The 25599-nt window shown below is 48.4% G+C and carries 19 protein-coding genes; 6 read left to right on the top strand and 13 right to left on the bottom strand.

Going from position 1 to position 25599, the window contains the following annotated elements; translation table 11 throughout:
* Positions 1–52: 52 nt before the first annotated feature.
* The 4 genes from WJT86_RS03335 to WJT86_RS03320 all read left to right on the top strand — a co-directional run bounded on the left by WJT86_RS03335 (position 53) and on the right by WJT86_RS03320 (position 4820).
* Positions 53–820: a HesA/MoeB/ThiF family protein gene (locus tag WJT86_RS03335; protein WP_346336065.1), complete on the top strand. Its 768-nt coding sequence runs from the start codon at positions 53–55 to the stop codon at positions 818–820.
* A gap of 339 nt (positions 821–1159) precedes the next feature.
* Complete coding sequence (locus tag WJT86_RS03330; RefSeq protein WP_346336064.1) at positions 1160–3211, top strand: beta strand repeat-containing protein; 2052 nt, start codon at positions 1160–1162, stop codon at positions 3209–3211.
* Between the two features lie 134 nt (positions 3212–3345).
* Complete coding sequence (locus WJT86_RS03325) at positions 3346–3519, top strand: hypothetical protein (protein WP_346336063.1); 174 nt, start codon at positions 3346–3348, stop codon at positions 3517–3519.
* On the top strand, positions 3447–4820 hold the full coding sequence (locus WJT86_RS03320; protein ID WP_346336292.1) for an autotransporter family protein: 1374 nt from the start codon (positions 3447–3449) through the stop codon (positions 4818–4820). The genes WJT86_RS03325 and WJT86_RS03320 overlap by 73 nt, the downstream gene beginning before the upstream one ends.
* A 131-nt stretch (positions 4821–4951) precedes the next feature.
* Here the strand turns inward: WJT86_RS03320 and pheT are convergent, their stop codons facing one another.
* From pheT to WJT86_RS03255, 13 genes are all read right to left on the bottom strand, one after another.
* Positions 4952–7369, bottom strand: coding sequence for a phenylalanine--tRNA ligase subunit beta (pheT, locus tag WJT86_RS03315; RefSeq protein WP_346336062.1), 2418 nt, complete (start codon positions 7367–7369; stop codon positions 4952–4954).
* 17 nt (positions 7370–7386) lie between these two features.
* Positions 7387–8469 (bottom strand): phenylalanine--tRNA ligase subunit alpha, encoded by a 1083-nt coding sequence (pheS, locus tag WJT86_RS03310; RefSeq protein ID WP_346336061.1) that lies wholly within the window; start codon positions 8467–8469, stop codon positions 7387–7389.
* A gap of 172 nt (positions 8470–8641) precedes the next feature.
* On the bottom strand, positions 8642–9007 hold the full coding sequence (rplT, locus tag WJT86_RS03305) for a 50S ribosomal protein L20 (RefSeq protein ID WP_346336060.1): 366 nt from the start codon (positions 9005–9007) through the stop codon (positions 8642–8644).
* Positions 9008–9055: 48 nt separating this feature from the next.
* Positions 9056–9256 carry a 50S ribosomal protein L35 gene (gene rpmI / locus WJT86_RS03300; protein ID WP_346336059.1) on the bottom strand — a complete coding sequence of 67 codons (201 nt, stop codon included), beginning with the start codon at positions 9254–9256 and terminating at the stop codon, positions 9056–9058.
* A 246-nt stretch (positions 9257–9502) separates the two neighbouring features.
* Complete coding sequence (locus tag WJT86_RS03295; protein WP_407066907.1) at positions 9503–10840, bottom strand: dicarboxylate/amino acid:cation symporter; 1338 nt, start codon at positions 10838–10840, stop codon at positions 9503–9505.
* A 330-nt stretch (positions 10841–11170) separates the two neighbouring features.
* The gene (gene infC / locus WJT86_RS03290) at positions 11171–11692 is read right to left on the bottom strand and encodes a translation initiation factor IF-3 (RefSeq protein ID WP_346336057.1); all 522 of its coding nucleotides are present in this window, start codon (positions 11690–11692) and stop codon (positions 11171–11173) included.
* Between the two features lie 113 nt (positions 11693–11805).
* Entirely contained in the window at positions 11806–13017 is a 1212-nt protein-coding gene (locus tag WJT86_RS03285; protein WP_346336056.1) for a glycosyltransferase family 4 protein, read from the bottom strand.
* A gap of 259 nt (positions 13018–13276) precedes the next feature.
* Positions 13277–13531 (bottom strand): BQ00720 family protein, encoded by a 255-nt coding sequence (locus WJT86_RS03280; RefSeq protein ID WP_346336055.1) that lies wholly within the window; start codon positions 13529–13531, stop codon positions 13277–13279.
* 40 nt (positions 13532–13571) lie between these two features.
* On the bottom strand, positions 13572–14000 hold the full coding sequence (locus tag WJT86_RS03275; protein WP_346336291.1) for an Hsp20 family protein: 429 nt from the start codon (positions 13998–14000) through the stop codon (positions 13572–13574).
* A gap of 154 nt (positions 14001–14154) precedes the next feature.
* The gene (locus WJT86_RS03270) at positions 14155–15867 is read right to left on the bottom strand and encodes a sensor histidine kinase (protein ID WP_346336054.1); all 1713 of its coding nucleotides are present in this window, start codon (positions 15865–15867) and stop codon (positions 14155–14157) included.
* 117 nt (positions 15868–15984) lie between these two features.
* The gene (gene argH, locus WJT86_RS03265) at positions 15985–17349 is read right to left on the bottom strand and encodes an argininosuccinate lyase (RefSeq protein WP_407066906.1); all 1365 of its coding nucleotides are present in this window, start codon (positions 17347–17349) and stop codon (positions 15985–15987) included.
* 143 nt (positions 17350–17492) lie between these two features.
* On the bottom strand, positions 17493–18392 hold the full coding sequence (locus WJT86_RS03260; protein WP_346336052.1) for a sugar kinase: 900 nt from the start codon (positions 18390–18392) through the stop codon (positions 17493–17495).
* Between the two features lie 143 nt (positions 18393–18535).
* Positions 18536–19564: an alpha/beta hydrolase gene (locus WJT86_RS03255; RefSeq protein ID WP_346336051.1), complete on the bottom strand. Its 1029-nt coding sequence runs from the start codon at positions 19562–19564 to the stop codon at positions 18536–18538.
* 339 nt (positions 19565–19903) lie between these two features.
* Between WJT86_RS03255 and WJT86_RS03250 the strand changes: the two genes are divergently transcribed.
* Both WJT86_RS03250 and WJT86_RS03245 read left to right on the top strand, forming a co-directional pair.
* Complete coding sequence (locus WJT86_RS03250; protein WP_346336050.1) at positions 19904–20179, top strand: hypothetical protein; 276 nt, start codon at positions 19904–19906, stop codon at positions 20177–20179.
* 136 nt (positions 20180–20315) lie between these two features.
* Entirely contained in the window at positions 20316–25568 is a 5253-nt protein-coding gene (locus tag WJT86_RS03245; RefSeq protein ID WP_346336049.1) for an alpha-2-macroglobulin family protein, read from the top strand.
* The last annotated feature ends 31 nt before the right edge of the window (positions 25569–25599 follow it).

Here is a 25599-nt window from a genome sequence, read left to right as displayed (position 1 = left end):
TAAGCTCATTTGTCTTCTGGAAAGACGGCAACAACATGTCTAGAATACAAACATGAATGAAACTACCCCGTCTTTGGACAGCTCAGAAGTTGAACGCTATGCCCGTCACATCATACTGCGGGATATTGGCGGGCCGGGTCAGCTCAAGCTGAAGCAGGCCCGTGTTCTGGTTGTCGGAGCCGGAGGAATTGGTTCGCCTGTTCTGCAATATCTGGCTGCGGCCGGGATTGGGACAATCGGCATTGTCGATGATGACAAAGTCACACTCTCCAATCTACAGCGTCAGATTATTCACGGAACATCCGATATTGAACAGCTCAAAGTTGATAGTGCAGAGGCAGGTATCACGCAGCTGAATCCGCATGTAAACGTCGTATCCTATCCACTCCGTTTAACGCAGAACAATGCCAGAGACATTATCAGCCAATACGATATTATCGTCGATGGTTCCGATAACTTTGAAACACGTTATCTGGTAGCAGATACCTGCCTGGTTGAAAAAAAGCCTCTCATAACGGCAGCACTCGGTCAGTTTGATGGAAGCATAACAACAATAAAGGGTTATGAGAAATCTGCACAGGGGCAACTCAATCCGACATTCCGATGTATTTTTCCTGAACGATCAGATTCTCTGACAGTACTTCCAACCTGCTCGACAGCAGGTATTATTGCATCATTACCAGGTATTATTGGTTCTATGGCAGCTACCGAAGTTATACGTGAGCTTACCGGTTTCGGAAGCGATCTCATTGGCAGATTGATACTGATTGATACATATCACATGCGCTTTGAAACTATAAAATACAAAAGAAATACCTAAAACCTAATTTAAATAAGATAATCATTCAAACTAAAATAAATGAGCCATTTCCATGAAGAGATGGCCAAACTAGATATCAGCTGCAAGTACAGCAATGTCATCATTGAGGGGCCATATGAGAAACAACAGAACTTGGACACAAAGCAAACGCTATTCATTATTATCAGGCGTTTCCGCTACACTTCTGATTGCAGCAGCTTTTACAGCAGCGCCATTAAATCAGGCACAAGCACTATCAGAATGTAGTGGTGGTATTGATCCAGGTCTTACACAACTGTTACATGCTCACCCGGTACATACTCATCCATTATCTATAGAACTGAGAGTGGCGTAGAACTAGTGGCTGATGCAGGCGTCATCGTTGATGCCGTTGCAACTGATGGTATCCACCTCGCCAGAAATCTGACAATCAGCAACAACAACATTCCCCGCAATGAATATGCAGGGACGTGGTCTTTCATTGCCAACAACGGTTTGACATTAAGAGTTGATGGTACAGGTGCGACGGCTCCTGTCGTGGGGATATCCGCTATCGGCAACTCACGCTCCATCAAACTCACCAACGCAGATATTGATGTTAACGCAAACTGGGGCGTTGCACTTTCTGCAGGCAGCTATGATGGGCAGGCCTACATTGAGATGAACAACAGCCGAATTGTGGTAGGCGGCAACGAATCCTGTCCGGCAGTCCTTGCTGTTGCCTATAATGAAGGTGAGGCCATCATTCAAATGAATGGTGGCGAGGTCATCAATAACAATACAACGCAATATAATTCTGTTGGTCTGGAGGCCAAGACGCACGGACAAGGCGCTGCTATTGTCCGCATGACGGCAGGTACCATAACCCTCAGCGGTGGTATTGGTATTATATCCTGGAATACCAATGATGACAGTTCCATCAGTCAGGGTGAGGGAACGGGCGACATCATTATTGATACCTCAGAAGGCACCATTATTAACGCAGGTGCCCGCGTTATGTACGCAACAGGTGACCTTGTCGATGTGACTTCCCGGTCCAACATTACAAGTAATGAGGGGATCGTTGCAGGTGGTGGCCAGTATGGCGTTTCCATTAATGTAAGGCAGACTGCCGGTTTCATCGAAGCCGGATATATCGGCGTCTACACAATAACATTTCTTTCCGGCAACCCTGTGACACTTAGTAATGATGCCCGGATTACAGTTTCCAATTCCGGCACCGCATCTTCACTTTCCTATGGTATGGCTGCGCTCACGAGTGGTACAGGACTGACCACAGTCTATAATACCGGTACAGTCGAAACACGTGGTGACTACTCCCACGCGACCTACGCCAAATCAGATGGTGGTGCTGTTGCCTTTAATCTGGCAGGCACAGTAACCTCACAGGGCACAAACTCCCTCGCAGTCTATGGAATTGCCGAGACAAGTGCAGAGGTCAAATCATCAGCAGCGATCTCATCACAAAATTATGGCATCTACCTCACAGCAACAGGAACAGCGACAACAGCAGATGTTCAGCTGACCGGTGGCTCTGTTACATCAGCGACAAGGGCCATCCGTATTGAAACCCCGGGTGATATCTCTGTCACCAACACACAGGGTACAATTACGGCGACAAATGTTGGTATATCGGCAGAAGGTACAAGTGCCATCAATATTTCCAACAAAGGAAATATCACAGTAACAGATGCATCCTCTATTGGTATTGTGGCGAATTCAACGACCGCAACAGCTGAAGTTACCGTTACCAATACTCAGGCGACAATCTCGGCCGTAGATACCGGTATTTTGGCAACAGGCACCCATACCGTTACTGCTTCAAACGGCGGTGAAATCAACGTCTCCGGCACATTAGCCCACGGGATTGAAGCGACCTCGACAAGTGGCAATGCCAATGCTGCAGTTTCCGCCGGCGGCATCATCCGCATGACCGGAGAAGATGCCACAGCAGTCTCCATCAACGCTCTTTCTGGAACAGCAGATGTCAAGGTTGATGGAACGGTTGAAACTCTTGCGAAGAATGGTAGGGGCATTCGTGCCACAGCGGCACATACAGATATACTGGTTGACACAAACGGTATTTTCACCGGCGGCTGGGAAGACGGCAGTTCTGCTGCCAATCCGTCAGCAGCTATCGTTCTTGCAAGTGCCACATCCCGTGCAACAGTCACCAACAATGGTCAGATTGGTGCTTTATCTGATCGTGCCATTTATGCGCCTGACAGCTTTGCATCAGCAACAAATATCACGAATAATGGGCACATCACCGGTTATGTAGACCTCGGAAACCAGCAGAATACTTTCGGAAGCTGGCATATCAGGGATTACTCTGACACAAACGGAGATGGCATCCGTGAGCGCAGGCTATCAGTGTTTCAAATTTTGGGACATCCGGTAATAATACTGTAACGAACAGCGGTACAATAACCCTGAAGGGCACAGAAAGTGGCACTGTTTTCGCTATAGAAACAACAGGTTACTACCTGCCCGCAGGTTATTCATTCAACACAATGGCTGTTGACGGACCTGTACAGGGACACATCATGGGTGTCTCTACCTTTAGCAACTCAGGTGTTATTGATCTGACAGATAATGCTGTTGCAGGCGATGTGCTTGTTATTTCCGGTGGCCATACTGCCGGGGTATCAGGTGGAGGTGTCTTTATCGCCAATGGCGGCGTAATCAACCTCAATACAGTGCTGAACGAGGGTGGGTAAACTCACAATGTGACGTTCTGGTCGTCGATTCAACGGCTCAGGGTGCATCAAGCACCATGATTAACGTTATACCCGATGCAGCCAGTGCCGGAGCTTATACAACCGGTAACGGTATTCTTCTGATTGAGGTTCTGGATAATACAGCCTCGGCAGCAGGTATTTTCATGCTAGCACAGCCTGTCATTTTAGGCGCATATGAATATACCCTCTACCATAACGGGCGGGGTACAGATGCTTCAGACGGCAACTGGTATCTGCGCAATACCGCACCAGACATTATTGATCCGGTAGACCCGCCAATCACTGTCATACCTCCGGTTGGTCCTGATCCAGATCCAGGTGTTGTTACACCTATTGAAACAACCCGCCCCAACATTCAGCCGGGTGTTCCTGTCGCAATGGCAATGATTCTACTGGCCACACAATATGGCTATGCGATGCTCGATACTCTTCACGAGCGCGTCGGGGAAACTTATCCGCAGCAACCCATACCGGTTATCAAACAGTATTACGTAACGGATAAACTTGGTCAGCGTCAGCTAGTCAAAATCATGCCCAGAAATCAGGAACGCGAAGCCTGGTTCCGGGGTGCATGGGCCCGCCTGATTGGTGAGCGTGGATTGCGTGATCGTGGCAACTTTACGCGCCATGGAGCAGATTACGTTTATAATTTCGGCGGCATTCAGGCTGGTATTGATGTTTATGCCAGAGAGCAGTCAGATCAGACACTGGATAAAGTAGGTCTCTACGTCGGTTATGGCCAGATCCGCTCTAAGGTAACGGCAGCCTATGGCGGCAAAGCCGGAACCATTGATATGGATGCCTATACCATCGGTGGGTACTGGATACATTTCTCCCCGAACAACTGGTATACAGATGCTGTTGTGCAGGGAACATGGTACTCCTCTGACTCCAGCACGGTTACCGGACAGCGTCTGAAATCCGATGGATTGGGTCTGATAGCCTCCCTTGAAGGGGGTTATACATTCAATCTGAAGGATGGATGGGCTATTGAGCCTCAGGCGCAGGTCGTCTACCAGAATGTCAGCTTTGACAAGTTTAATGATGGCAGAGCCCTGTATGATGTGAACAGCGGTGACTCTTTACGTGGCCGTGTTGGTCTGCGTATCAAGAAAGACTGGAATACAGCCTTCGATCAGGCCAAACCACGACTGATTACGACGTGGCTGCGCGCAAATGTATGGCATGAATTCCTTGGGAACTCCAAGCTGACCGTACCATCAACACAAGGATATAAACCCGGTTCAGTTCTCCACACCGCTCAGCGGAACATGGGGTAAAATCGGAGCCGGTATAACCGCCCAGCTCTCAGACAACATGAACGTCTTTGCATCCGGAGCTTAGAATCACTCTCGGGATAATAAAGTCATTTATGAAACTAAAAAGCGGGGCAAATGCCCCGCTTTTGTAATCAACGCAGTGTTGCGCCTGTTTTCTTGCCGACTTCCTCAACGATCTTAGTTGCAACGGCCTCGATTTCGACATCAGTCAGTGTCTTTTCCATCGGCTGCAATGTCACGCTGACAGCAACAGACTTCTTACCCTCTGGCAGCCCTGTACCTTCATAGACATCGAAGATATCAATGGCGCTGATGAGCTGACGATCGGCAGATGTCACAGCGCGGACAATATCCTGTGCTGCAACACTCTGATCCACGACGAAAGCAAAATCGCGAGACAGAGGCTGGAGGTCAGACAGAGCCAGCTTTGCTTTTGCCTTTGTCGGCTTAGCTTTCTGTGGCGGCAGGGCTGACAGGTTGATTTCAAAGGCAACATGAGGGCCTTTAAGATCAAGTGCGCGGGCAATTTTTGGATGAATCTCACCAAATGCACCAACCACAACTTTTGGTCCAAACTGTAGAGTTGCAGAACGACCGGGGTGGAACCATGCCGGACCACCGGGCACAATCTGCAGACCTGCAACCGGTACGCCAAGAGCGGCTAACATGCCAACAGCATCAGCCTTGGCATCAAATGCATCAACCGGCTCATTACCGCGCCATGTACGGCCCAGAGCCTCAGCTTTTGCCAAACCACGACGAACGGCAGTTGCAAAAATCTTCTGTCCATCAGGCTCATCAGACAAGAAGACCTGACCAACTTCAAAGATTGCAACGTTCGGGATACCGCGATCAGCATTACGCTGGGCTGCTTTCAGCAAGCCAGGCAGAAGGCTCGGACGCATATCTGAAAGCTCAGCGGCAATCGGATTTGCCAAAGCCAGTTTCTCATCTCCTCCGCCGAAGAGTTTTGCTTCTTCGCGAGAAATGAATGACCATGTGACGGCTTCTACGAGACCACGTGTTGCAAGATCACGCTTTGCCTGACGCGTACGTTTCTGGATAGGTGTCAGAATAGCCTTTGGCACAACAGCTTCAAGACGAGGCAGTGGCGCAGGTGCAATCTGATCAAGCCCGGCAATCCGGACGATTTCTTCAACGATATCAGCCTTGCCATCAATATCTGGGCGCCAGCTTGGTACTGAAACCTTCACGACATCGCCCTGCCCTTCAACCGGGAAACCGAGCTTTTCGAGAACAGCTTTCATTTCCGCGACAGGCAGATCAAGCGTTGTGAGGCGTTTAACTTCGGCCCATGGGAAATCAATAACCTTTTTCGGCTGCGGGATAGCCCCTTCAAGGATAACCTCGCTTGGCTCACCACCACAAAATTCCAGAACAAGCTTTGTTGCCAGTTCCAGACCGGAAATGCAGAAAGCCGGGTCAACACCACGTTCGAAACGGTAACGGGCATCAGACACAATACCAAGCTTGCGACCGGACTGGGCAATATTGTATGGATCCCACAGAGCAGATTCAATCAGCACATCAGTCGTGTTCTCATCACATCCAGAGAACTCACCACCCATGATGCCACCAATGGACTCAACTTCCTTCTCATCAGCAATAACAACATTTGTTGGTTGCAGCTGATAGGTTTTCTGATCCAGAGCAACAACCTCTTCACCCTCACGAGCCAGGCGAACTGTCAGGTTACCTTTGACTTTCTTGGCATCAAAGACGTGCAGTGGGCGCCCCTGATCGAATGTCATGTAATTGGTAATATCAACCAGAGCATTGATCGGACGAAGACCAATGGCTCTTAGACGCCGCTGCATCCATTCTGGTGAGGCAATATTCTTGACACCACGCACATATCGTAAGCCAAACGCAGGGCAGAGATGCTTGTTTTCATCTGCAAATTCCAGCGCAACAGAGACCGGGCTCTTGAAGGCACCTGCAACAGGCTTGATTTCCGGCGTCTTCAGTTTGCCAAGACCAGCAGCAGCCAGATCCCGGGCAATACCGTAGATTGACGTGCAATCCGGACGGTTCGGCGTGAGACCAACATCAATGACAGGATCATCCAGACCAGCATATGAAGCATAGGGCTCCCCAACCGGGGCGTCAGCAGGAAGATCAAGAATACCGTCATGGTCTTCTGAAAGCTCCAGCTCTGCACCAGAGCACAACATACCCTTGCTCTCAATACCACGGATTGAGCCAACGCCCAGCGTGATATCCTTACCCGGAATATAAGTTCCCGGGCCAGCAAAGACACTCTTCATGCCAGTACGGGCATTTGGCGCCCCACAAACCACCTGAATTGGTGCACCTTCGCCAATATCAACCATGCAGACACGCAGCCTGTCAGCATTTGGATGCTGCTCAGTTGAAATGACATAGGCAACCTTGTAGGGAGCCAGGATCTTGCCCTTATCTTCGACTTCTTCAACCTCGAGACCAACGGCTGTCAGTTTCTCAACGATCTCTTCCAGAGTTGCCTCTGTTTCAAGATGATCTTTCAGCCAGGAGAGTGTGAATTTCATGATTTTATCTCCTCACTTCAACTGGAAAGGCCGCCAAGCAGACTTGGCAGATCAAGTGGGCGGAAACCGTAGTGATTGAGCCAGCGCAGGTCAGCATCAAAGAAAGCACGCAGATCGGACATGCCGTATTTCAGCATCGCAATACGGTCGATACCCATACCCCATGCAAAGCCCTGATATTCATCCGGGTCGAGATTACAATTGCGCAGAACATTCGGGTGAACCATGCCGCAGCCGAGAATTTCCAGCCAGTCATTACCTTCCCCGAAGCGGATTTCTCCACCATTACGCGAACACTGAATATCAACTTCCATAGAAGGTTCAGTGAACGGGAAGAAGGATGGGCGAAAGCGCATCTTTACCTGATCGACCTCAAAGAAGGCCTTGCAGAATTCTTCCAGAATCCACTTCAGGTGAGCCATATTGGCGCCCTTGTCGATAACAAGGCCTTCAACCTGATGGAACATCGGGGTATGCGTCTGATCAGAGTCATGACGATAGGTGCGGCCGGGTGTGATAACGCGGATCGGAGGCTTCTGCTCCAGCATGGTACGAACCTGAACAGGGCTCGTATGCGTACGAAGAACTTTACGCTCACCCTTTTCATCAGGCTGCATGAAAAACGTATCATGCATTTCACGGGCAGGATGCCCTTCAGGGAAGTTCAGAGCCGTAAAGTTATAATAATCACTTTCGACATCGGGACCTTCAGCAACAGAGAAGCCCATATCAGCAAAGATTGCTGTCAGCTCGTCAATGACCTGTGAAATCGGATGAATGCGGCCACGCGTCTGCGGGCCTTCCGGCAATGGCAGCGTCACATCAAGCCGTTCAGACTGGAGACGGGCATCAAGAGCCGCATCTGCCAGAGTTTCTTTGCGCTGGCTTAAAGCATTCGCTACTTTATCTTTAAGACCATTAATCAGCGGGCCTTTTTCTTTCCGCTCTTCCGGGCTCATGGCACCAAGAGTTTTCAGAAGTTCTGAAACAGAACCCTTTTTGCCAAGTGCAGCAATACGCACAGCCTCAAGTGCAGCCTCATCGGATGCTGCCTCAACCTGACTGAGCAGTTCATTTTCAAGTTTTGAGAAATCGGTCATCGGTCCCTGATCCGTTCAGTATCTGCTGAAGGGTGCGGCGCGGGGACCTATTCAAGCCATCCGAGCCGCAAAAATAAAGCGATGCCCTGCATCGCACGCGGATGGTCTCGGTCAAAAGCAAAGAGAGAAACTGGCGAGGTGTCGAACACCTCGCCAAGAAGATGCAAAGCGCTTAAGCAGCCTTTGGCAGAGCGGCCTTAGCCTTCTCTACGTATGCCTGGAAAGCAGCCGGCTCATGGATTGCGAGCTCAGACAGAACCTTGCGATCAATTTCGATCCCAGCCTTGGCGAGACCATCAATAAATCGGGAATAGGTCAGTCCATGCTCACGGACAGCAGCGTTCAAACGCTGAATCCACAGAGCGCGGAATGTGCGCTTCTTATTCTTACGATCGCGATAGGCATACTGCATGGCGCGATCAACAGCAGCCTTAGCTGTGCGGATCGTATTTTTACGGCGGCCGTAAAAGCCTTTAGCTGCCTTCAGAACTTTTTTGTGTTTGGCGTGGCTGGTCACGCCCCGTTTTACGCGAGCCATTTTAAAGCTCCTTCAAAATCAAATGCTACAGGATATGGGGAACGTGCTTCAGCCGTTTGGCAGGAAGTACTTCTTCACGTTATAGGCGTCTGTTTCAAACATAGCCGTTGTACCGCGCAGATTGCGGATCTGCTTGTTTGTCCGCTTAATCATCCCGTGGCGCTTACCAGCCTGGGCATACATAACCTTGCCAGTACCGGTGATCTTGAAGCGCTTTTTGGCGCCAGATTTGGTCTTCAGCTTGGGCATTTTGCTCTCCTTAAGTTGGCTGGAACCTGAAGATCGAAACCCTCAAACTCCGAATTATGCTACTATGAGCAAACGAAACCGCCACGGCAGCCCTAACAGCCGGACGGTTCGGAAGTCAGGCTTATGACAGAGATAGCAGCTAAAAACAAGAGCATTTGACTCAAATTCCGCAAATTTTCAGCTCTTTTACTTAAAACAAAAAGCCCGGCATATAAGCCGGGCTTTCTAAACCCAAAATGTAGCGACTTAGGCGTTCTTAGCAGCCAATTCCGCTTCGACCTCGTCAGATACACTGATCGGGTGTGCCATGACGTGGTTCAGAGCTTTGACATCAAGCTCACCTTCCCAGCGGCTGACAACAACACAGGCGACACCATTACCAATCAAATTGGTCAGCGCACGGCACTCACTCATGAACTTGTCGATACCAAGCAGGATAGCAACAGACGCAATCGGAACATCCGGAATAACCTGCAGTGTCGCAATCAATGTTACGAAGCCGGCACCCGTCACACCAGAAGCCCCCTTAGAGGTGATCATGGCAATAAACAGAATCAGAAGTTCCTGACCAAGGGTCAGAGGCGTATTGGTTGCCTGCGCCAGAAACCAGATCGACAGCGTCATATAAATGTTCGTACCGTCAAGGTTGAAGCTGTACCCGGTCGGAATGACCAGACCAACAACAGACTTCGATGCCCCGAGATGCTCCATCTTGCGCATCATGTGTGGCAGCACTGTCTCAGATGAAGATGTTCCAAGAACAATCAGCAGCTCATCCTTGATATAGGCGCAGAAACGGATGATTGAGAACCCTGAGAAATGCGCAATTGCACCAAGAACTATCAGCACGAACAGCAAGCTCGTCAGATAGAACGTACCAATGAGCCAGATGAGGTTCACCAGCGATGCAATGCCATATTTACCAATCGTAAAGGCCATCGCACCGAATGCACCAATCGGGGCAACCTTAACGATGATCGCGATAATGCGGAAAAACATTTCGCCAACCATATCAACGCCACGGGTAATTTTGCGCCCCGTTTCGCCCATATTGGCCAGAACCACGCCACTGAAGATGGAGATTAACAGAACCTGTAGAAGATCGCCCGTTACGAGCGCGCTGATAAAGGTATCAGGAATAATTCCCAGCAGGTGAGCTGTCAGCGAGTCTGCTTTGGCAGCCTTCACGAAACTGGAAATGGAATCCATGTTCATGGATGCCGGATCAATATTGAAGCCAGCACCTGGCTCAACAACACGGCCGACAACAAGTCCGATAACCAGAGCGATGGAAGAGACGACCTCAAAATAGAACAAGGCCTTGATACCAACGCGCCCAACCTTTGAAAGGTCAGACACAGAAGCAATACCGTGCACAACGGTACAGAAGATGACCGGAGCAATCATCATCTTGATCAATTTGATGAAGGCATCACCAAGCGGCTTCATCTGCTCTGCATATTGCGGGCTGTAGTAACCAAGCAGCACACCGGCAATAATGGCAATGATCACCTGAATGTAGAGGATTTTATACCAAGCATTTTTCTTCATGGTTCCCCCCTGAGGAACTTGCTTCTGCGTCAGGTCTATAAGAGCGCTCAGAAGCGACGACGATTTTCAGAAACCTGATAAATCTGGGAAACTAAAGATCACCATTTATGATTATCGACGCTAAATGCCTGTATAATTTACATCATTACAGCAATACGACTTTCGTGCTATTATGTCGCACCACTACCATTTAAAACACTGAAAAAAATAAATTATTTATATTTATCACTATATATTTTTTTCCCCAGAATACCCCACTGAAACACACAAATTCACACCACAGAAATAGTACATCCGACCAAATAAAAACCGCACTCCGGAACCGGAATGCGGCTTAATCATTCAGTCTGACAAGTATCAGAATTAACGGGGAGCAAGCACCATGACGACCTGACGGCCTTCAAAGTTTGGTTCAAGCTCAACCTTGGCGAAATCAACAGTTTCAGCCTTGATACGCTCAAGAACACGTAACCCGAGATTCTGGTGAGCCATTTCACGACCACGAAAACGCAGTGTGACTTTGACCTTGTTACCGTCTTCGAAGAAGCCCTTCATGGCTTTCATCTTGACCATATAGTCATGCTCATCAATACCGGGGCGCAGTTTGACTTCTTTGACTTCAACGGTCTTCTGCTTCTTGCGAGCTTCTGCTGCTTTCTTCTGCTCAAGGAAGCGGAACTTCCCATAATCCAGAATTTTACAGACAGGCGGATTCGCATTAGGAGAAATCTCGACTAGGTCGAGCCCTGCATCTTCTGCGATCTTCAACGCGTCAAGAAACGGGACAACACCGCGATTTTGTCCTTCGTCATCAATCAACTGCACATCGCGAACACCTCTGATATCACGGTTCGCGCGCGGACCCTCTTTCTGTGGGACCGCCATGGTTCTCATTGGCCTACGAATGGCTGTAAACTCCTCTGAAATTAAAACAACAAGGTCTTCATACGCCTACTATCGTTTTAATGCTACGATATTTTTTATCAATTTCAACCAATTTAGCGCTTATTTTTTCTTTCCAGCAAATTTGCGTAAACCTCAAGGGTGTCCGCAACCATCCGCTCTAGCGAAAAATTGGTCTGTACATGATTGCGTGAACGACGTCCAAGCGCGGTTCTTGCACTTGCTCCTAAGGAGAGTGCCTCACCAATGGCCATTGCCAATTCATTGGAATCAGCAGGTGGGACGCGCCAGCCTGTTCTCTCTGAAGGTTCAACAGCAGGCGGTGCGAGAACCGTTTCAGGAACAGCACCAAGATCAGAAACAACAACCGGCGTTCCCATCGCCTGTGCTTCAACAGCTGAGCGGCCAAAGGCTTCTGGCTCAGTAGAAGGAACCGCAACAACGGAAGCCGCCAGAAATGCCGCAGGCATATCCGTGCAGTGCCCGACACGACGGACAATACCTTCAAGACCGAGGCTGGAAATCATACCATCCAGCTCTTTGACATAACCATCCCGCCCTTGCGGATCACCAGCCAGAACGAAGGTCACATCATGGAAACCCGCAGCCCGCAGCTTGGCAGCAGCATCAATCAGAACTTTCTGACCTTTCCAGTTGGTCAGACGGGCAGCTAGCAGAACAATACGTTCATGCGGTGCAACACCCCATGATTTACGCAGATTTTCAACGCGCTCAATCCCAACCGCTTTTGAACTGAAAACCTTAAAGTCAGTACCACGGTGAATAACGGTAATCCGTCCATCAGCCTGCGGCTGTAATGACCGGATCAGGCCCGCAGTATAATGTGAATTCGCAATGACCCGATCCCCGCGAGCCATCACCGAGTTATAACGGAGCTTAATCGCGGAACGACCTGCGTAACTGCCATGGTATGTTGTAACAAAGGGAAGGTTCAGGCTTCTGGCAGCCCCTAGTGCAACCCATGCAGGTGCGCGGGAACGGGCGTGTAAGAGGTCAACACGCTCATTATGGCAAATACGGGCAAGCTTGCGAACGTTCAGTACCATTGAAATTGGGTTTTTGCTGGCGGCCGGAAATGGAATCCATACACCACCCTTTGCCTGTAACTCACCAACAAGGCGGCCACCTTCGGTTGCAACAAGAGCACGTGCGCCAACATGAGCAAGACCTGCCGCAATATCAACAGCCGTTCGTTCCGCGCCACCAGCTTCAAGCTCCGGAATAATTTGTAAAATCGTCCGCCCGGCAAGGGGATGCTTCTTATTACCGATAAATTGATGACTCATTGCGAATGAGGACTGGCTCACAGAACAGGCTACCTTTAAAACGAATCGTTACATGCACGTATAATGTGACATATAGATAATATACAGGCTTAAGTTGCAAACCTGTTAAGCCATCTCATTTTTTCAATATAATAATTAGCCTGAGTTTTATGAAACACCAGATTAATGGTGATTAAGATGGGCAACCGTACAGAAAGACTATAAAAAAGGCGGAGGCTCACGACTTTGAGCCATATCCGCCTTCTCTAAAATAGTTATTTTACTGGAGTGAAACCGTCATAAGTTCCTGCTCCCAGGCATTAGCAACAGCAGCCGTTTCGCTATCAGCCAGTAAAATTGGCTGCCCGCTGGCAGACAGCAGTGCATAGAACTTCATACCTGGTTCCAGTGATTTAATCAGTGGAAATGCCTTTGTGATTTCCTCAGAACGCATCTGTTTCACATAGGCAATCGCACCTTCTCCAAGCACTTCAAATTCGCCCGGATCAAGATTTTTGAATTCACAATAATCCATCTTCGATTCCTCATTCCTGTCGCCTAGATCAGAGTAAACTCTACTCATAAGAGACGATGTTAATTGTACGGACAGTTTTCTCGATTTCCGGACGGATCAAATCAATAGAAAGCAAACCATTCAACATGTCTGCGCCAATGACTTCCATTCCGTCAGCCAGAAGAAAACTGCGCTGAAATTGACGGGCGGCAATGCCGCGGTGGATAAAATGACGGGCTTTGTCTTCATTCTGCCGACCACGTACCACAAGCTGGTTTTCCTCAAGGGTTACTTCCAGCTGATCCCGTGTAAAGCCGGCAACGGCGATTGTTATACGTAAACGCTCAGGTGTCTCCCCATCTCCGGGAAGCCGTTCGATATTATATGGCGGATATCCTTCACCACCGGATTTTGCGACACGATCCAGCGCCTGCTCAATCGCGTCAAACCCGAGAAGGAACGGATGTCCAAAAGGTGACTGACGTGTCATACCGAAGCCCATCTTGCCAAGGCACTTCGAAAGAAACGGGCCCACACCATGCGGCACCCAGCTACAGGCAGTTTGGCAACCCACCTGCTTTTTTCATATGGTTATGGCCCTGATGTGTATCAAGGGTTTATGCTGAGATTAAGGCACAGCTTACTTATTCTTCATTGTCCTGAACCATAAGCGGGAAAGTAATCCGATACTCTGAAGTACCGACTGTTGGGGGAACCATCTGGCCCCCAATCTGGTCAACCAGCTTACCAACAAGGTTCAATCCCAGAGGTTTACGTTTCTTCTCTGCGGGTACCGGAATACCGACACCATTATCAGAAATAATCAGTAGACCCTGACCATCTTCAATACGGCGCGCAACAATACTGATCTCCCCTTCACGTCCATCAGGGAACGCATGCTTAAATGCATTTGCTAAAAGCTCAATCGCTATAAAAGCGATCGGAATGGCAGAATCCAACGGAACCCGCATCGTCTCGGCGTCCAGCCTTGTACTTATGCCTCGTGCTTCTGCGCCAAAACCTTCGGAGGTTTCAGATACGATACTTGCCAGATAATCTTTCAGATCAATCGAAGCGAGATCAGGTGAATTATAAAGCAAAGTATGAACACGAGCCATCGCACCAATACGACGAACTGCTGTCTCAAAAGGCTCACGCTGCTCTGGTGTCAGATCCCTTGAACCAAGACGCAGCAGACTCTGGATAATCTGAAGATTATTTTTAACCCGATGATATAGCTCACGCAGCAGTACTTCACGTTCACTCGCCGCCCTGCTCTGCTCATCCAAAGCTTCACGTGTCTTGGTCAGGAGTCTGGCCTGAAGTTCACCAACCGCCTGAGAAGCTGTTTCACGCTCCGTTCCGATACGGCGCAGCACCATGTTGTAAATAACCATAATGGCCAGAATAGCGGCCAAGATCAGACTGAGGGCGCCGGTTGCCAGCAGAGCCCATCCAGACTGAGACGATAATGAATTCGCACTATCTGCCCCAACACCGGTGATAACACCCCACCTTGTTACATTCGAACGACTGAAAGCTCCTTTCTTGACACTTCCCTGCAAAGCATCTCCGGAAAAAGAGCCGATCATTTGATCATTCGGTTTCTGGCTTAGGCGCAGCTCCTGCTCTTTACCACGCAGGTTCAAGGAAACATCGGATATTGCGATGACAGCATCATTCTCATCAACAATACCTATTTCATAATAGGGTGCAGCAGCAGCCGTAATCAGGCGCTGAATGGTGTCATAACGAATGGTTGCAGAGAGCACATATTTGACCTGCCCTTCCTGATAAACCGGAACATACACATGGACACCATGTTTTACGTCATCGGTATCTTCCTTGATATAACAGGTACAGACAGTTGCCTCACCGGTTTCAACTACACGACGAACCCACTTCGCCAATCCCGGTGTTGATGGCTGATTGGTATTTCCCAACGTATCAAGGATGACGGTTTTGCCGCTGGTATCGAATAGCGCCACCACTTTCCATTGGGGCATATAGCCCTTCATATTGGTAATGTTTCTCTGGAAGACTGACAGATTACCGCTTTTCAGACTAGGGAGAGAGGCAATAGCACGCAAAATGGAGTATTGTTCCGTAATAACGGCATCAACCTCATGCGTAACCTGCACAGCTCTGACCACGATATAGTTTTCTATTTCCTGCTTACTCTCGGACATTGCTGTCCAGATCCAGAGCCCGGCGATAAGAATAAGCGGAACGGTTGTCGTGAAAATACAGGTAGCAACAATATAAAGACGCCGTAACCAGTCTTTTTCAGCAACGGCATCGTTTAAATTTGACTGGCTTTCCAAAAGATCTTCCGGTTCTTTGGTTTCTGCCGCCATACCCTACCTCTAAGCCACTGGTGTCATAAGAAATAAGCGCTTCCCTAGCTTTTACTGAAAGTGTTCAGACTTTCAGTAAAGTCAAGCTTATCGGCGAAACTGTCGCACTTAAAGTACTCAGATTTTTTCACGCCAGTATGCAACCTGTTCAGCAACACGCTTCGGAGATGTTCCGCCAAAGCTTGTACGGGAATGAACCGATGCAGCCACAGTCAGCACACCATAGACGGCATCCGTAATACGGCTATCTGCTTTCTGCATAACCTCCAGAGGCAGATCAGACAGATCACATCCCTGTTTTTCAGCTTCAGCCACGAGATGACCCGTAATATGATGGGCATCACGGAATGGAATATTAAGCTCACGAACCAGCCAATCTGCAAGATCAGTTGCAGTTGCAAAACCGGCTCCGGCCGCTGCGGCCATACGCTCTGGTACAGGCTGAATATCCTCAATCATGCCAGTCATGGCTGCGAGAACAATCTCAATCGTGTCGGCAGCGTCAAACACACGCTCTTTATCTTCCTGCATATCCTTTGAGTACGTCAAAGGCAGCCCCTTCATTGTTGTCAGAAGGGAAACAAGTGAGCCGATAACACGTCCGGTTTTACCGCGGACAAGCTCAGCCGCATCCGGATTGCGCTTTTGCGGCATAATGGAAGAGCCGGTTGTCCAGCGATCAGGCAGTTTTATAAAATTGAACTGCGGCGTCATCCAGAGCGTAATCTCCTCTGCCAGACGCGAAAGATGCATGGCACAGATTGAAGCAAGACTCATAAACTCCAGCAGAGCATCGCGATCTGCAACAGAGTCGAGAGAATTGCGCGTTGGCCCGTCAAAACCAAGAGCCAAAGCTGTCATGTGTCGACTGATCGGGAATGATGTCCCGGCTAGCGCACAGGCACCAAGCGGCGATTCATTAAGACGAGTACGGGAATCTCTGACACGTGTCAGATCACGGCCAAACATCTCGACATAAGCCATCAGATGATGTCCAAAAGTCACTGGCTGCGCACTCTGGAGATGCGTAAAGCCAGGCATAACGGTATCCGTATTTTTCTCAGCCTTATCAAGAAGAGCCTTGATCAGCTTTGTAATCTGCTCTGCAGTTCTGTCATGGGCATCGCGTATCCAAAGCCGGATATCAAGAGCAACCTGATCATTACGGCTACGCGCCGTATGCAAGCGACCTGCTGCATCACCAATAATTTCTCGCAGACGTCCCTCGATGTTCATATGAATATCTTCAAGGGATTTTTTGAAGATGAATTCTCCATCCTCAATTTCTTTACGTATCTGATAAAGCCCATTGAGAATGGACTCACCATCTTCCTTGGAAATGATGTCTGAGGCAATTAACATCATGCAATGTGCAATCGAGCCTTCGATATCCTGAAATGCCATTCGTTTATCAAAATCAATTGAGGCATTGATGGCTTCCATCAATGCACTGGGAGATTGAGAGAAACGTCCTCCCCACATGACATTCGCAACAGATTTTTTAGAATCTTCAGACACGGCACTATCCTTGCAATCAGTTTACGGGCAGATCGCTCACCCTTCCAGAACACATCTTATTAAGGTCCTCTTCGTTAAAAGAGAGCCTTTCAAAAGATCTTTAAATATCAAGGTATTTTCTTCTCAGGGAATTCTGCCTGAGCAGCAGCGATATCAGCCAGCGTTGGCAGACTATTCTCGTTACCAAGATGCTGAATTGAATGGGTTGATGCGCCACGCGCAAAGATCAGATGCTCTTTCCAGCTCCAGTCTGGATGGGCAACGGCAGAATAGATATAGGAACCGTGGAAAATATCACCGGCACCATTCGTATCAACGATCTTGCTATTCGGGACATCCAGAGCTGGCAGAACCTGCTCCTGCCCTGTCTCATCATACCAAACAGTGCCACGTTCACCCAAAGTAACAGCACCAATCTTACAACCACGGGATTTCAGATATGAAAGCATTTCCGTTGGGGTCAGATCCATCTGTTCACAAAGGCGCTCGGCAACAACCGCAACATCAATGAACTCAAGAAGCTCATGGGTATTTTCGCGCAAACCACCACCATCAAGCGAGGTCAAAATACCTTTTTCCCGGCAGGCTTTGGCATAATGCATTGCAGCATCAGGCTGGTGTCCATCAAGATGCAAGGCCTTACAGTCGCCAAGATTAAGCGGCGCAAACGGATGCAGGTAATTATCATCACGGCAGCGAACAATAGCGCGCTTGTTGCCGGTCGGCATGATGAATGAAAGCGAAGATTCATGAACCTTGCGCTGGTGAACCGTAATGCCGTATTTGGATGCCATATCGATAAACATACGGCCAAGCCAGTCATCAGCAATGGCTGCAAGCATATCGGGGACAACACCAAGTTTGGCACAGCAGAACCCGGCAGTCACCGCATTACCACCGAACGAGATTGAGTAGTCTTTGGCCACAGCCTTTTCATCGCCTGTCGGAATAACATCCGTCAGAAAGGTGACATCAATATAGGCCTGTCCAATAAATAATGCTTTCATCAGCCGTTCTCCTGAGCATCTGCATTTCGTATATGCCATATTGCAGATGCTAAACCTAGCACAGGGACACGATTTTAAGTAAAAAACTGCTAGAACAAAAGCCTACCTTCAATCATAGGCCTTTTATCCTTACTCTCCGGAATTTACGCTCGGGATAACGCCCGCGCCATCAGCGGCCACGATCTGTCGTAACGATAATCAAGAGAAGAGTGATTATCCGAAAATTCCTCATAGATATGGGCAACGCCTTTTTCTTCGAGCTTCCGCCGCATGATACGGGCTCCGTAGAGCAGGTTATACTGGTCAACCGTTCCACAATCGACGAAAAGGAACTTGAGACGGCTCAAGCCGTCACGATACTCCGGCTTCTCGATCATCTGCAACGGATCCCACTTCAGCCAGTTTGCCCAGTATTCAGGGATAAGCTCGCATGTATCCGTCGTCACAGGCAGGCGCACTCCACAGAAAGCATCTGGATCAGGATCAAATGATGCACATTGTGCCAGCATCATCATTGTTCCCCAATCAGAGCCCGATGCCTTTGGCCCCTCTTCAAAAGCATAGATGAAAGCTTCAATAGAAAAATCATATTTGGCGAGAGACCGCAGTGTATTGCAGAATTCACTGCGATACATCAATGGGAAGTCCATATCACCAGAGTGGCAGGCAATAGCAGACCAGACCTCTCCACCATGACGCATACCATGGATTATTGAACCATATCCGCCAGATGAACGGCCGAACAATCCACGCTTACCAGCCCCCCCACATTCAAAACGGCTTTCAATTGCGGGCAACATATCTTTGATCATGAAATCTTCCCAGTTCCCCATCGCCAGACTATTGACGAACTGGTTGCCACCAAGCCGCGTGAAACTGTCAGGGAAAGCCATCACAACCGGTAACATGGTACCACTGCCAATCAGACGATCAAGACGCTCTGGAATATTCTCTCCATAATTCCTCCAGCCGGTATGCGCTAAAGCCGAGGATGTGAAACCGGCAAGATCAATCAGAAGAGGCAGGTCTTTGCCAGTGTGTCCAGCAGGGATATAAACATCGACACGACGGGAAGAAGCATCCCCTAAGAGGTTATCTGCAAGACTCGCACTCTCAATCTGCAGACTGAAAATCTGGCCTTGTGGCCATTGTTCAGCTCCGTGTTTTCGCATGATCCGATCCCCGGTAGACATATCCATATTAATCAATTGAAACAGTATACTACCACAACAAATGACAACAACAATTTTTCATATAAATGAAGAGTATTACAAAATATAAGATATATAATTCTATTATTCTCACACTTACTTTTTAAGAAATGCAAAATTCATCCTTCTATATTCCGGACAAAGCAACTAAATTTACAATTAAATATACCTGAGAAACTGCATTATTAATTGTTGAAACTGTGTTTCAAAGATTGATCAGAAAATTAAAACCTCTTAACCTCACCCCGAATTGACTGGGTTCTATTCAATAGATCAAACATATTTTTTTAGGGGCATACCATGCGTAAATTTATTCTAGCTCTTCCTTTCATGTTCGTTGGAGCTCAGGCTTCAGCTGCTTGCTCTTCTGCAGAAGACATGCAGGCAAAGGCAATGGAAATGATGACAGTTGTTCAGCAGCTTGCTCAGAAGAATCCAACAGCAGCTCAGGAATGGAGCCAGAAGACAATGAAGGCTGCTCAGGACATGGCCGATTCCGGCATTAAGCCTGATGATTTCGACAAGGCTTGCAAGTTCTATGATGACCTGATTGCAGATGCGAAAAAAGGCCTCTGATATCCAGACAGCCAAAGCAAAGGAAAGAGCGCTTTATGCGCTCTTTTTTGTTATAAAACATCATCATGTAGTTTATGTTCTTTATCTCTTAAAATCCGTCAGAATAAAGTGAAGCTAAATTGAGGAAATGACAGCAATGTTTAGAAAATTATTTAATGTCTTACTTATAAGCTTCATTATCCTGATCCCATCTCTGGCAAGCGCTGAAAAACTTTATGTCCGCAAAGACATGGATTATGATTTTGCCCAGCTCGAAGCACTTCTTCTAAAGAATGCCTCACAACGGGAAGCAACAGATGATAAAAATCTCTATGTCGCCCGAACAATCATAAATAGTAATCGGGCTCAGGCCTTCTCAATACTGGGTCATTACCTGCTTGAAAATCATAAGTCTTCAGCTTCCTGGCTCGAAGTTTCCAAAACCCTGTACGCCATATCTACTTCTGCACAGTCCGACCGCTATACTTTTTCCAGACAAGCACGTACAGCCGCTTATCAGGCTTATATTGTCGCCAAAACACCATCTGAGGAAGCAAATGCACTTGTCCTACTCGCTCAACAGTATGAAGCAAGATATGATTGGCGCGACGCTCTCAATGCATATTCAGCAAGCCTGAAGATAGAACACAACCCGCGCGTTGCCGCGACCTATGCAACGCTTCGCGAGAAATACGGCTTCAAATATAACGACTACCAACTTGAGTCGAACACAGCCAATCCAAAGATTTGTTTCTCGTTCTCGGAAAACTTAGAACAAGGCCGCATTGATTATTCTTCATTTGTAACCGTCAGAGAAGTTACAAACCCTGCCATTGCCATATCTGGTCGCCAGCTTTGTGTTGAAGGTCTGAAACACGGACAGACCTACAACATCACTCTTCGTCAGGGCATCCCATCAGTCGTTGACGAGACTCTGAGAAATCCTGTCAATATTACAGCAGAAATTCCAGATCGCGCCCCACAGGTCAGCGTTATCGGTAAAACTTATGTTCTCCCTGCAACAGGTCAGAACGGTTTGCCGCTGACCAGCGTCAATACGACAAAGCTTGATCTTGAAGTATATCGAATTGGTGACAGAAATATTGTCCCGGCTATTCGTTCGGAAAACTTCCTCAATCAGATATCAGGCTATACAGAAAAAGATATTGGCCTGAATTCGGGTGTTAAAGTATGGAGTGGCACACTTGATACCCAGTATGACCTGAACAAGGACGTTGTCACAACATTCCCGGTTGCTGAAGCTCTCGGAAAGATGGAACCGGGTGTTTATGTTCTAGTCGCAGTACCGCATTCTGAGAAAAAATCTACGGATACAAGTTCTTCTGAAGATGAGTATGACGAAAGCGCGTGGGAGCAGAAGGCCACCCAGTGGTTTGTCGTATCTGATCTTGGCATTACGGCTTTTAAAGGCAAAGACGGCATCCACGTCTTTGCCCGGTCCCTGTCTTCTGCTCAGCCCATTGGCAAGGCTGAAGTCCGTCTGCTTGCACGCAACAATGATCTGCTTGCGACCAAACAGCTTGAAGCTTTCGGACATGTTGCTTTTGACCCGGGTTTATCCCGTGGCACAGGCGCACTTGAGCCTGGAATGGTCGTCGTAGCAACAGAGAACGACTATAACTTCATCAACCTTAACCAGACGGCTTTTGATCTTTCTGATCGTGGCGTTAAAGGCCGCGTCGCATCAGGGGCCATTGATGTTTACACTTATACGGAACGGGGTGTTTATCGCCCCAATGAAACCGTTCACATCACAGCTCTCATGCGTGATGGTCAGGGGCTTGCCGTTGAAAAACTCCCTCTGACAGCCATCATCCGCAGACCGGATGGTGTCGAGTTCCGCAAAGTACAGGTCGAGGATATGGGGCTTGGCGGCCGGACGCTTTCACTAGCCATACCCGCTGATGCGTCTCACGGAACATGGCGGGTTGCCTTTTACACAGACCCAAAAGCAGCTCCTGTCGGTAGCACAACGTTTCTCGTTGAAGATTATGTTGCTGAACGACTGGAGCTGAATTTAACCTCACAACAAAAAGCGCTTCATAGTGGTGAGACAGGTTCTATCGATATTGCAACACGCTTTCTCTTCGGCGCAGCCAGTAACAATCTTCGTGTTACTGGGGAATATTCAATAACTCAGGTCAGCAATAGCTCCCTCCCTGCTCTTGCTGGCTATGTAACCGGGCTATCGGATGAAGAACCTCAAACAATCAATGGTGAAATTGAAGGTGAAATCTATACAGATGAAGAAGGTAAGGCATCGCTCTCTTTTGCAGTACCGGAAATCACTTCCACAAAGCCAAGCGAAATTACAATCTCTGTAGAAGTTGCAGAAGATGGTGGCAGGGCGGTTCGCCGTTCACTTACCTTACCAATCCTGCCAAGTGGTGCGATTGTTGGCATCAAATCTGCGGCAGAAGAAATCGAAGGTGACAAGCCAGCAGCCTTTAATGCCATCATCGCCAATCAGAATGGAGACACACTGGCTGCAGGTAAAATCAAATGGACACTGTTTCGCATTGAACGCAATTATCAGTGGTCTAACTCCGATGGTCGCTGGAGCTACGATGCAATTAAAAACAAGATAAAAGTTTCCGAAGGTATTGTCAGTTCCGATGGAAAATCTCCTGCTGTCATCAGTACTGATGTGGGATGGGGCAGCTACATTCTGGAAGCTTCTGCTCCCGACTTCGGACAAGCAGCTCAGGCAAGCATTCAGTTTTATGCCGGATACTCCGGCGACCAGACAGCCGATACGCCTGATCTTCTTGAAATGACGTTGGATAAGGCCGCTTATCAGGCTGGTGAGCAGATGCAGGTTAAACTGTCATCCCGTTTTGACGGGCAGGCCACTCTGGCTGTTGTCAGTGATAAGGTGCGGGATATTCAGGTCATCAATGTTTCAAAGAACGGAACAAACGTAACCTTACCTGTAAAAGCCGAATGGGGAGCAGGTGCCTATCTAGTTGCCATCGCCCATCGTCCTCTTGATACGGTTGCCAAACGTCTACCCGGTCGTGCCCTTGGCTTAACATGGTTTGAAGTTGATCAGGACAAGCGCAAGCTAAGTGTTCAGATCAAGGCACCCGCCTCAACTCTCCCCGGTCAGGAAACAATAATTCCTGTCGAAATAAATGGTGCAGAGAAAGACGAAGACTTATATGTGACCTTAACGGCTGTTGATGTCGGCATTCTCAATCTGACCCGTTACGACAGCCCCAATCCAACCAAATATTTCTTTGGTCAGAAACAGCTTTCTGCGGATATTCTGGATCTGTATGGCTATCTGATTGATGGCATGCAGGGAACAAGAGGTGCTTATCGTTCAGGTGGGGATGAACTGCCCAACAAGTATGATGCCCTGCCTCCAACAGAGGAACCGCTGGCACTATTCTCCGGCATCGTCAAAGTCGGCCCGGATGGCATTGCCCATATCCCTCTAAAGCTCCCAGCTTTTAACGGTAGTGGGCGCCTGATGGCTGTCGCATGGACAAAGAGCCGTGTTGGTAATGCCTCCTTTGACATGGCAATTCGTGACCCTGTTGTAACTCTTGTGACTTTGCCGCGTTTTCTATCGATTGGTGATCAGACAAATCTGTACCTTCAGATCAACAATGTCGAAGGCCCGGATGGTGATTATATCGCAGAGTTTACTGTTGATGAGCGGCTAACAGCTAGCCCTGCTGATCTCAAGAAAAGCCTGACACTCAAAAAGGGACAAAAGACGTCTCTTACTGTTCCTGTTGCAGCTCTTGAGTATGGAAAGTCCGTCATTAACATGACCCTTAAAGGGCCCCAGAATGACGACACCCCGATCAATATTCACCGCAGCTACAATCTGGGTATTCTGCCCGGAACAATCTCAAATACGCATCGTATTACGCGTACCCTGAAACCCAGTGAAAGCCTGACACTCTCAAGTGATCTGCTGGAGAACATCATTCCGGGAACGGGTGCAGCAACCGTTTCTGTTTCCATGTTGTCAGAGCTTGACGTTCCCGGTCTTCTCAGAGAGCTGGACAGATATCCTTATGGCTGCACCGAGCAACTTGTCAGTCGTGCCTTGCCGCTCCTTTATCTGAACTCTCTGGCCGTTACCAATGCCATGGCCACAGACGATGATGTTAATGAGCGCATAAACAATACGATTGACCGTATCCTGACACGTCAGAATACGAATGGTTCGTTCAACACCTGGTCAAATGGCAGCAATTACTGGCTAGATGCCTATGTTGCAGACTTCCTCACCCGTGCCCGTGAAATGAAGTTCTCTGTTCCGGATCAGGCTTTTAACCGTTCATTGGAACGATTAAGAAATCTTGTTGCGAACACAACGCAAATTGAACAGAACACTCCATCTCTTGCCTATGCCACATATGTGCTTGCCCGCAATGGCCGTCCGGTCATGGGTGATCTGAAATATATGGTCGATACCAAGATGACGGCATTCAAATCTCCAATGGCACTGGGTCAGCTCGCCTCAGCCCTGTCCATGCTGGGCGACCAGGAACGCGCAAACAAGGCATTCATGGCTGCTGAGAAGGCCCTTGGCAATAAAACGGAGGAGCGTCTTTACTATTACAATTATGGCTCGACCCTGCGTGATACCGCTGCCGTACTGGCTCTTGGTACGGAAAGTAAATTCTCGAAAGAGAGCCTGTCGCGTCTTTCAAAAGAAGTCGCTATCATGACGGCTCTGCGCAGATACACCAGTACTCAGGAAAAGAGCTGGATGGTTCTGGCTGCACAGGCCCTGACAGAGGCTTCAAAAGATATCACCCTTGATATTGATGGGACTTCAAAACAGGCCCCGCTTTATCGGTCCTATCGTGATACAACTCTTGCCAGCAAGTCTGTAAAAGTCACCAATACCAGCAAACAGGATATCAAGGCCATTATCAATGTTCTTGGTAATCCGCTGGTTCCTGAGCCTGCCGTATCGCAAGGCTACAAGGTTGAGCGTAACTATTATGATCTTTCTGGGGAAAGAGTTAATCCCGCAACCGTTATACAGGGAACACGACTTGTCACGGTCATTACTGTAACTGAGCAATCAGCGACTAATGCCAATCTTCTGGTTGTCGACAGATTGCCTGCCGGTTTTGAAATTGACAATCCAAACCTCGTCGACGGCTCCAAATCCGATAAACTGGGCTGGGTTAAAAATACCGTTGATGCTACCCATACGGAATATCGGGATGACAGACTGGTTGCATCCTTCGACAGAACGTACCAATCACCAAGAACCTTCAACATTGCCTATATTGTTCGGGCTGTTTCAGTCGGCAAATACATGCACCCTTCAGCAACAGCTGAAGACATGTACGCCCCAGAGAAATTTGGCCGCTCAGAATTTGGCTCTGTGGAGGTCATATCATCAGAACCTTAAAAACCGCCAGTGTCTGACATGAACCGGTTTA

Origin of the sequence: Hohaiivirga grylli, from assembly GCF_039655745.1 — a bacterium.
In the GTDB taxonomy this organism is placed as follows: Bacteria; Pseudomonadota; Alphaproteobacteria; order Rhizobiales; family Beijerinckiaceae; genus Hohaiivirga; species Hohaiivirga grylli.
The sequence above is the reverse complement of the archived record's forward strand: the minus strand, read 5'-3'. Positions and strand labels throughout refer to the sequence as shown.

Bases quoted from the DNA above. Each gene is read 5' to 3' on its own strand.
- pheT (WP_346336062.1), bottom strand. From the start codon at position 7,369: ATGAAATTCACACTCTCCTGGCTGAAAGATCATCTTGAAACAGAGGCA.
- WJT86_RS03270 (WP_346336054.1), bottom strand. From the start codon at position 15,867: ATGGCGGCAGAAACCAAAGAACCGGAAGATCTTTTGGAAAGCCAGTCA.
- WJT86_RS03255 (WP_346336051.1), bottom strand. From the start codon at position 19,564: ATGCGAAAACACGGAGCTGAACAATGGCCACAAGGCCAGATTTTCAGT.
- WJT86_RS03250 (WP_346336050.1), top strand. From the start codon at position 19,904: ATGCGTAAATTTATTCTAGCTCTTCCTTTCATGTTCGTTGGAGCTCAG.
- pheS (WP_346336061.1), bottom strand. From the start codon at position 8,469: ATGACCGATTTCTCAAAACTTGAAAATGAACTGCTCAGTCAGGTTGAG.
- WJT86_RS03275 (WP_346336291.1), bottom strand. From the start codon at position 14,000: ATGACACGTCAGTCACCTTTTGGACATCCGTTCCTTCTCGGGTTTGAC.
- WJT86_RS03280 (WP_346336055.1), bottom strand. From the start codon at position 13,531: ATGGATTATTGTGAATTCAAAAATCTTGATCCGGGCGAATTTGAAGTG.
- WJT86_RS03325 (WP_346336063.1), top strand. From the start codon at position 3,346: ATGGGTGTCTCTACCTTTAGCAACTCAGGTGTTATTGATCTGACAGAT.
- WJT86_RS03245 (WP_346336049.1), top strand. From the start codon at position 20,316: ATGTTTAGAAAATTATTTAATGTCTTACTTATAAGCTTCATTATCCTG.
- rplT (WP_346336060.1), bottom strand. From the start codon at position 9,007: ATGGCTCGCGTAAAACGGGGCGTGACCAGCCACGCCAAACACAAAAAA.
- WJT86_RS03260 (WP_346336052.1), bottom strand. From the start codon at position 18,392: ATGAAAGCATTATTTATTGGACAGGCCTATATTGATGTCACCTTTCTG.
- argH (WP_407066906.1), bottom strand. From the start codon at position 17,349: ATGTGGGGAGGACGTTTCTCTCAATCTCCCAGTGCATTGATGGAAGCC.
- infC (WP_346336057.1), bottom strand. From the start codon at position 11,692: ATGGCGGTCCCACAGAAAGAGGGTCCGCGCGCGAACCGTGATATCAGA.
- WJT86_RS03335 (WP_346336065.1), top strand. From the start codon at position 53: ATGAATGAAACTACCCCGTCTTTGGACAGCTCAGAAGTTGAACGCTAT.
- rpmI (WP_346336059.1), bottom strand. From the start codon at position 9,256: ATGCCCAAGCTGAAGACCAAATCTGGCGCCAAAAAGCGCTTCAAGATC.
- WJT86_RS03285 (WP_346336056.1), bottom strand. From the start codon at position 13,017: ATGAGTCATCAATTTATCGGTAATAAGAAGCATCCCCTTGCCGGGCGG.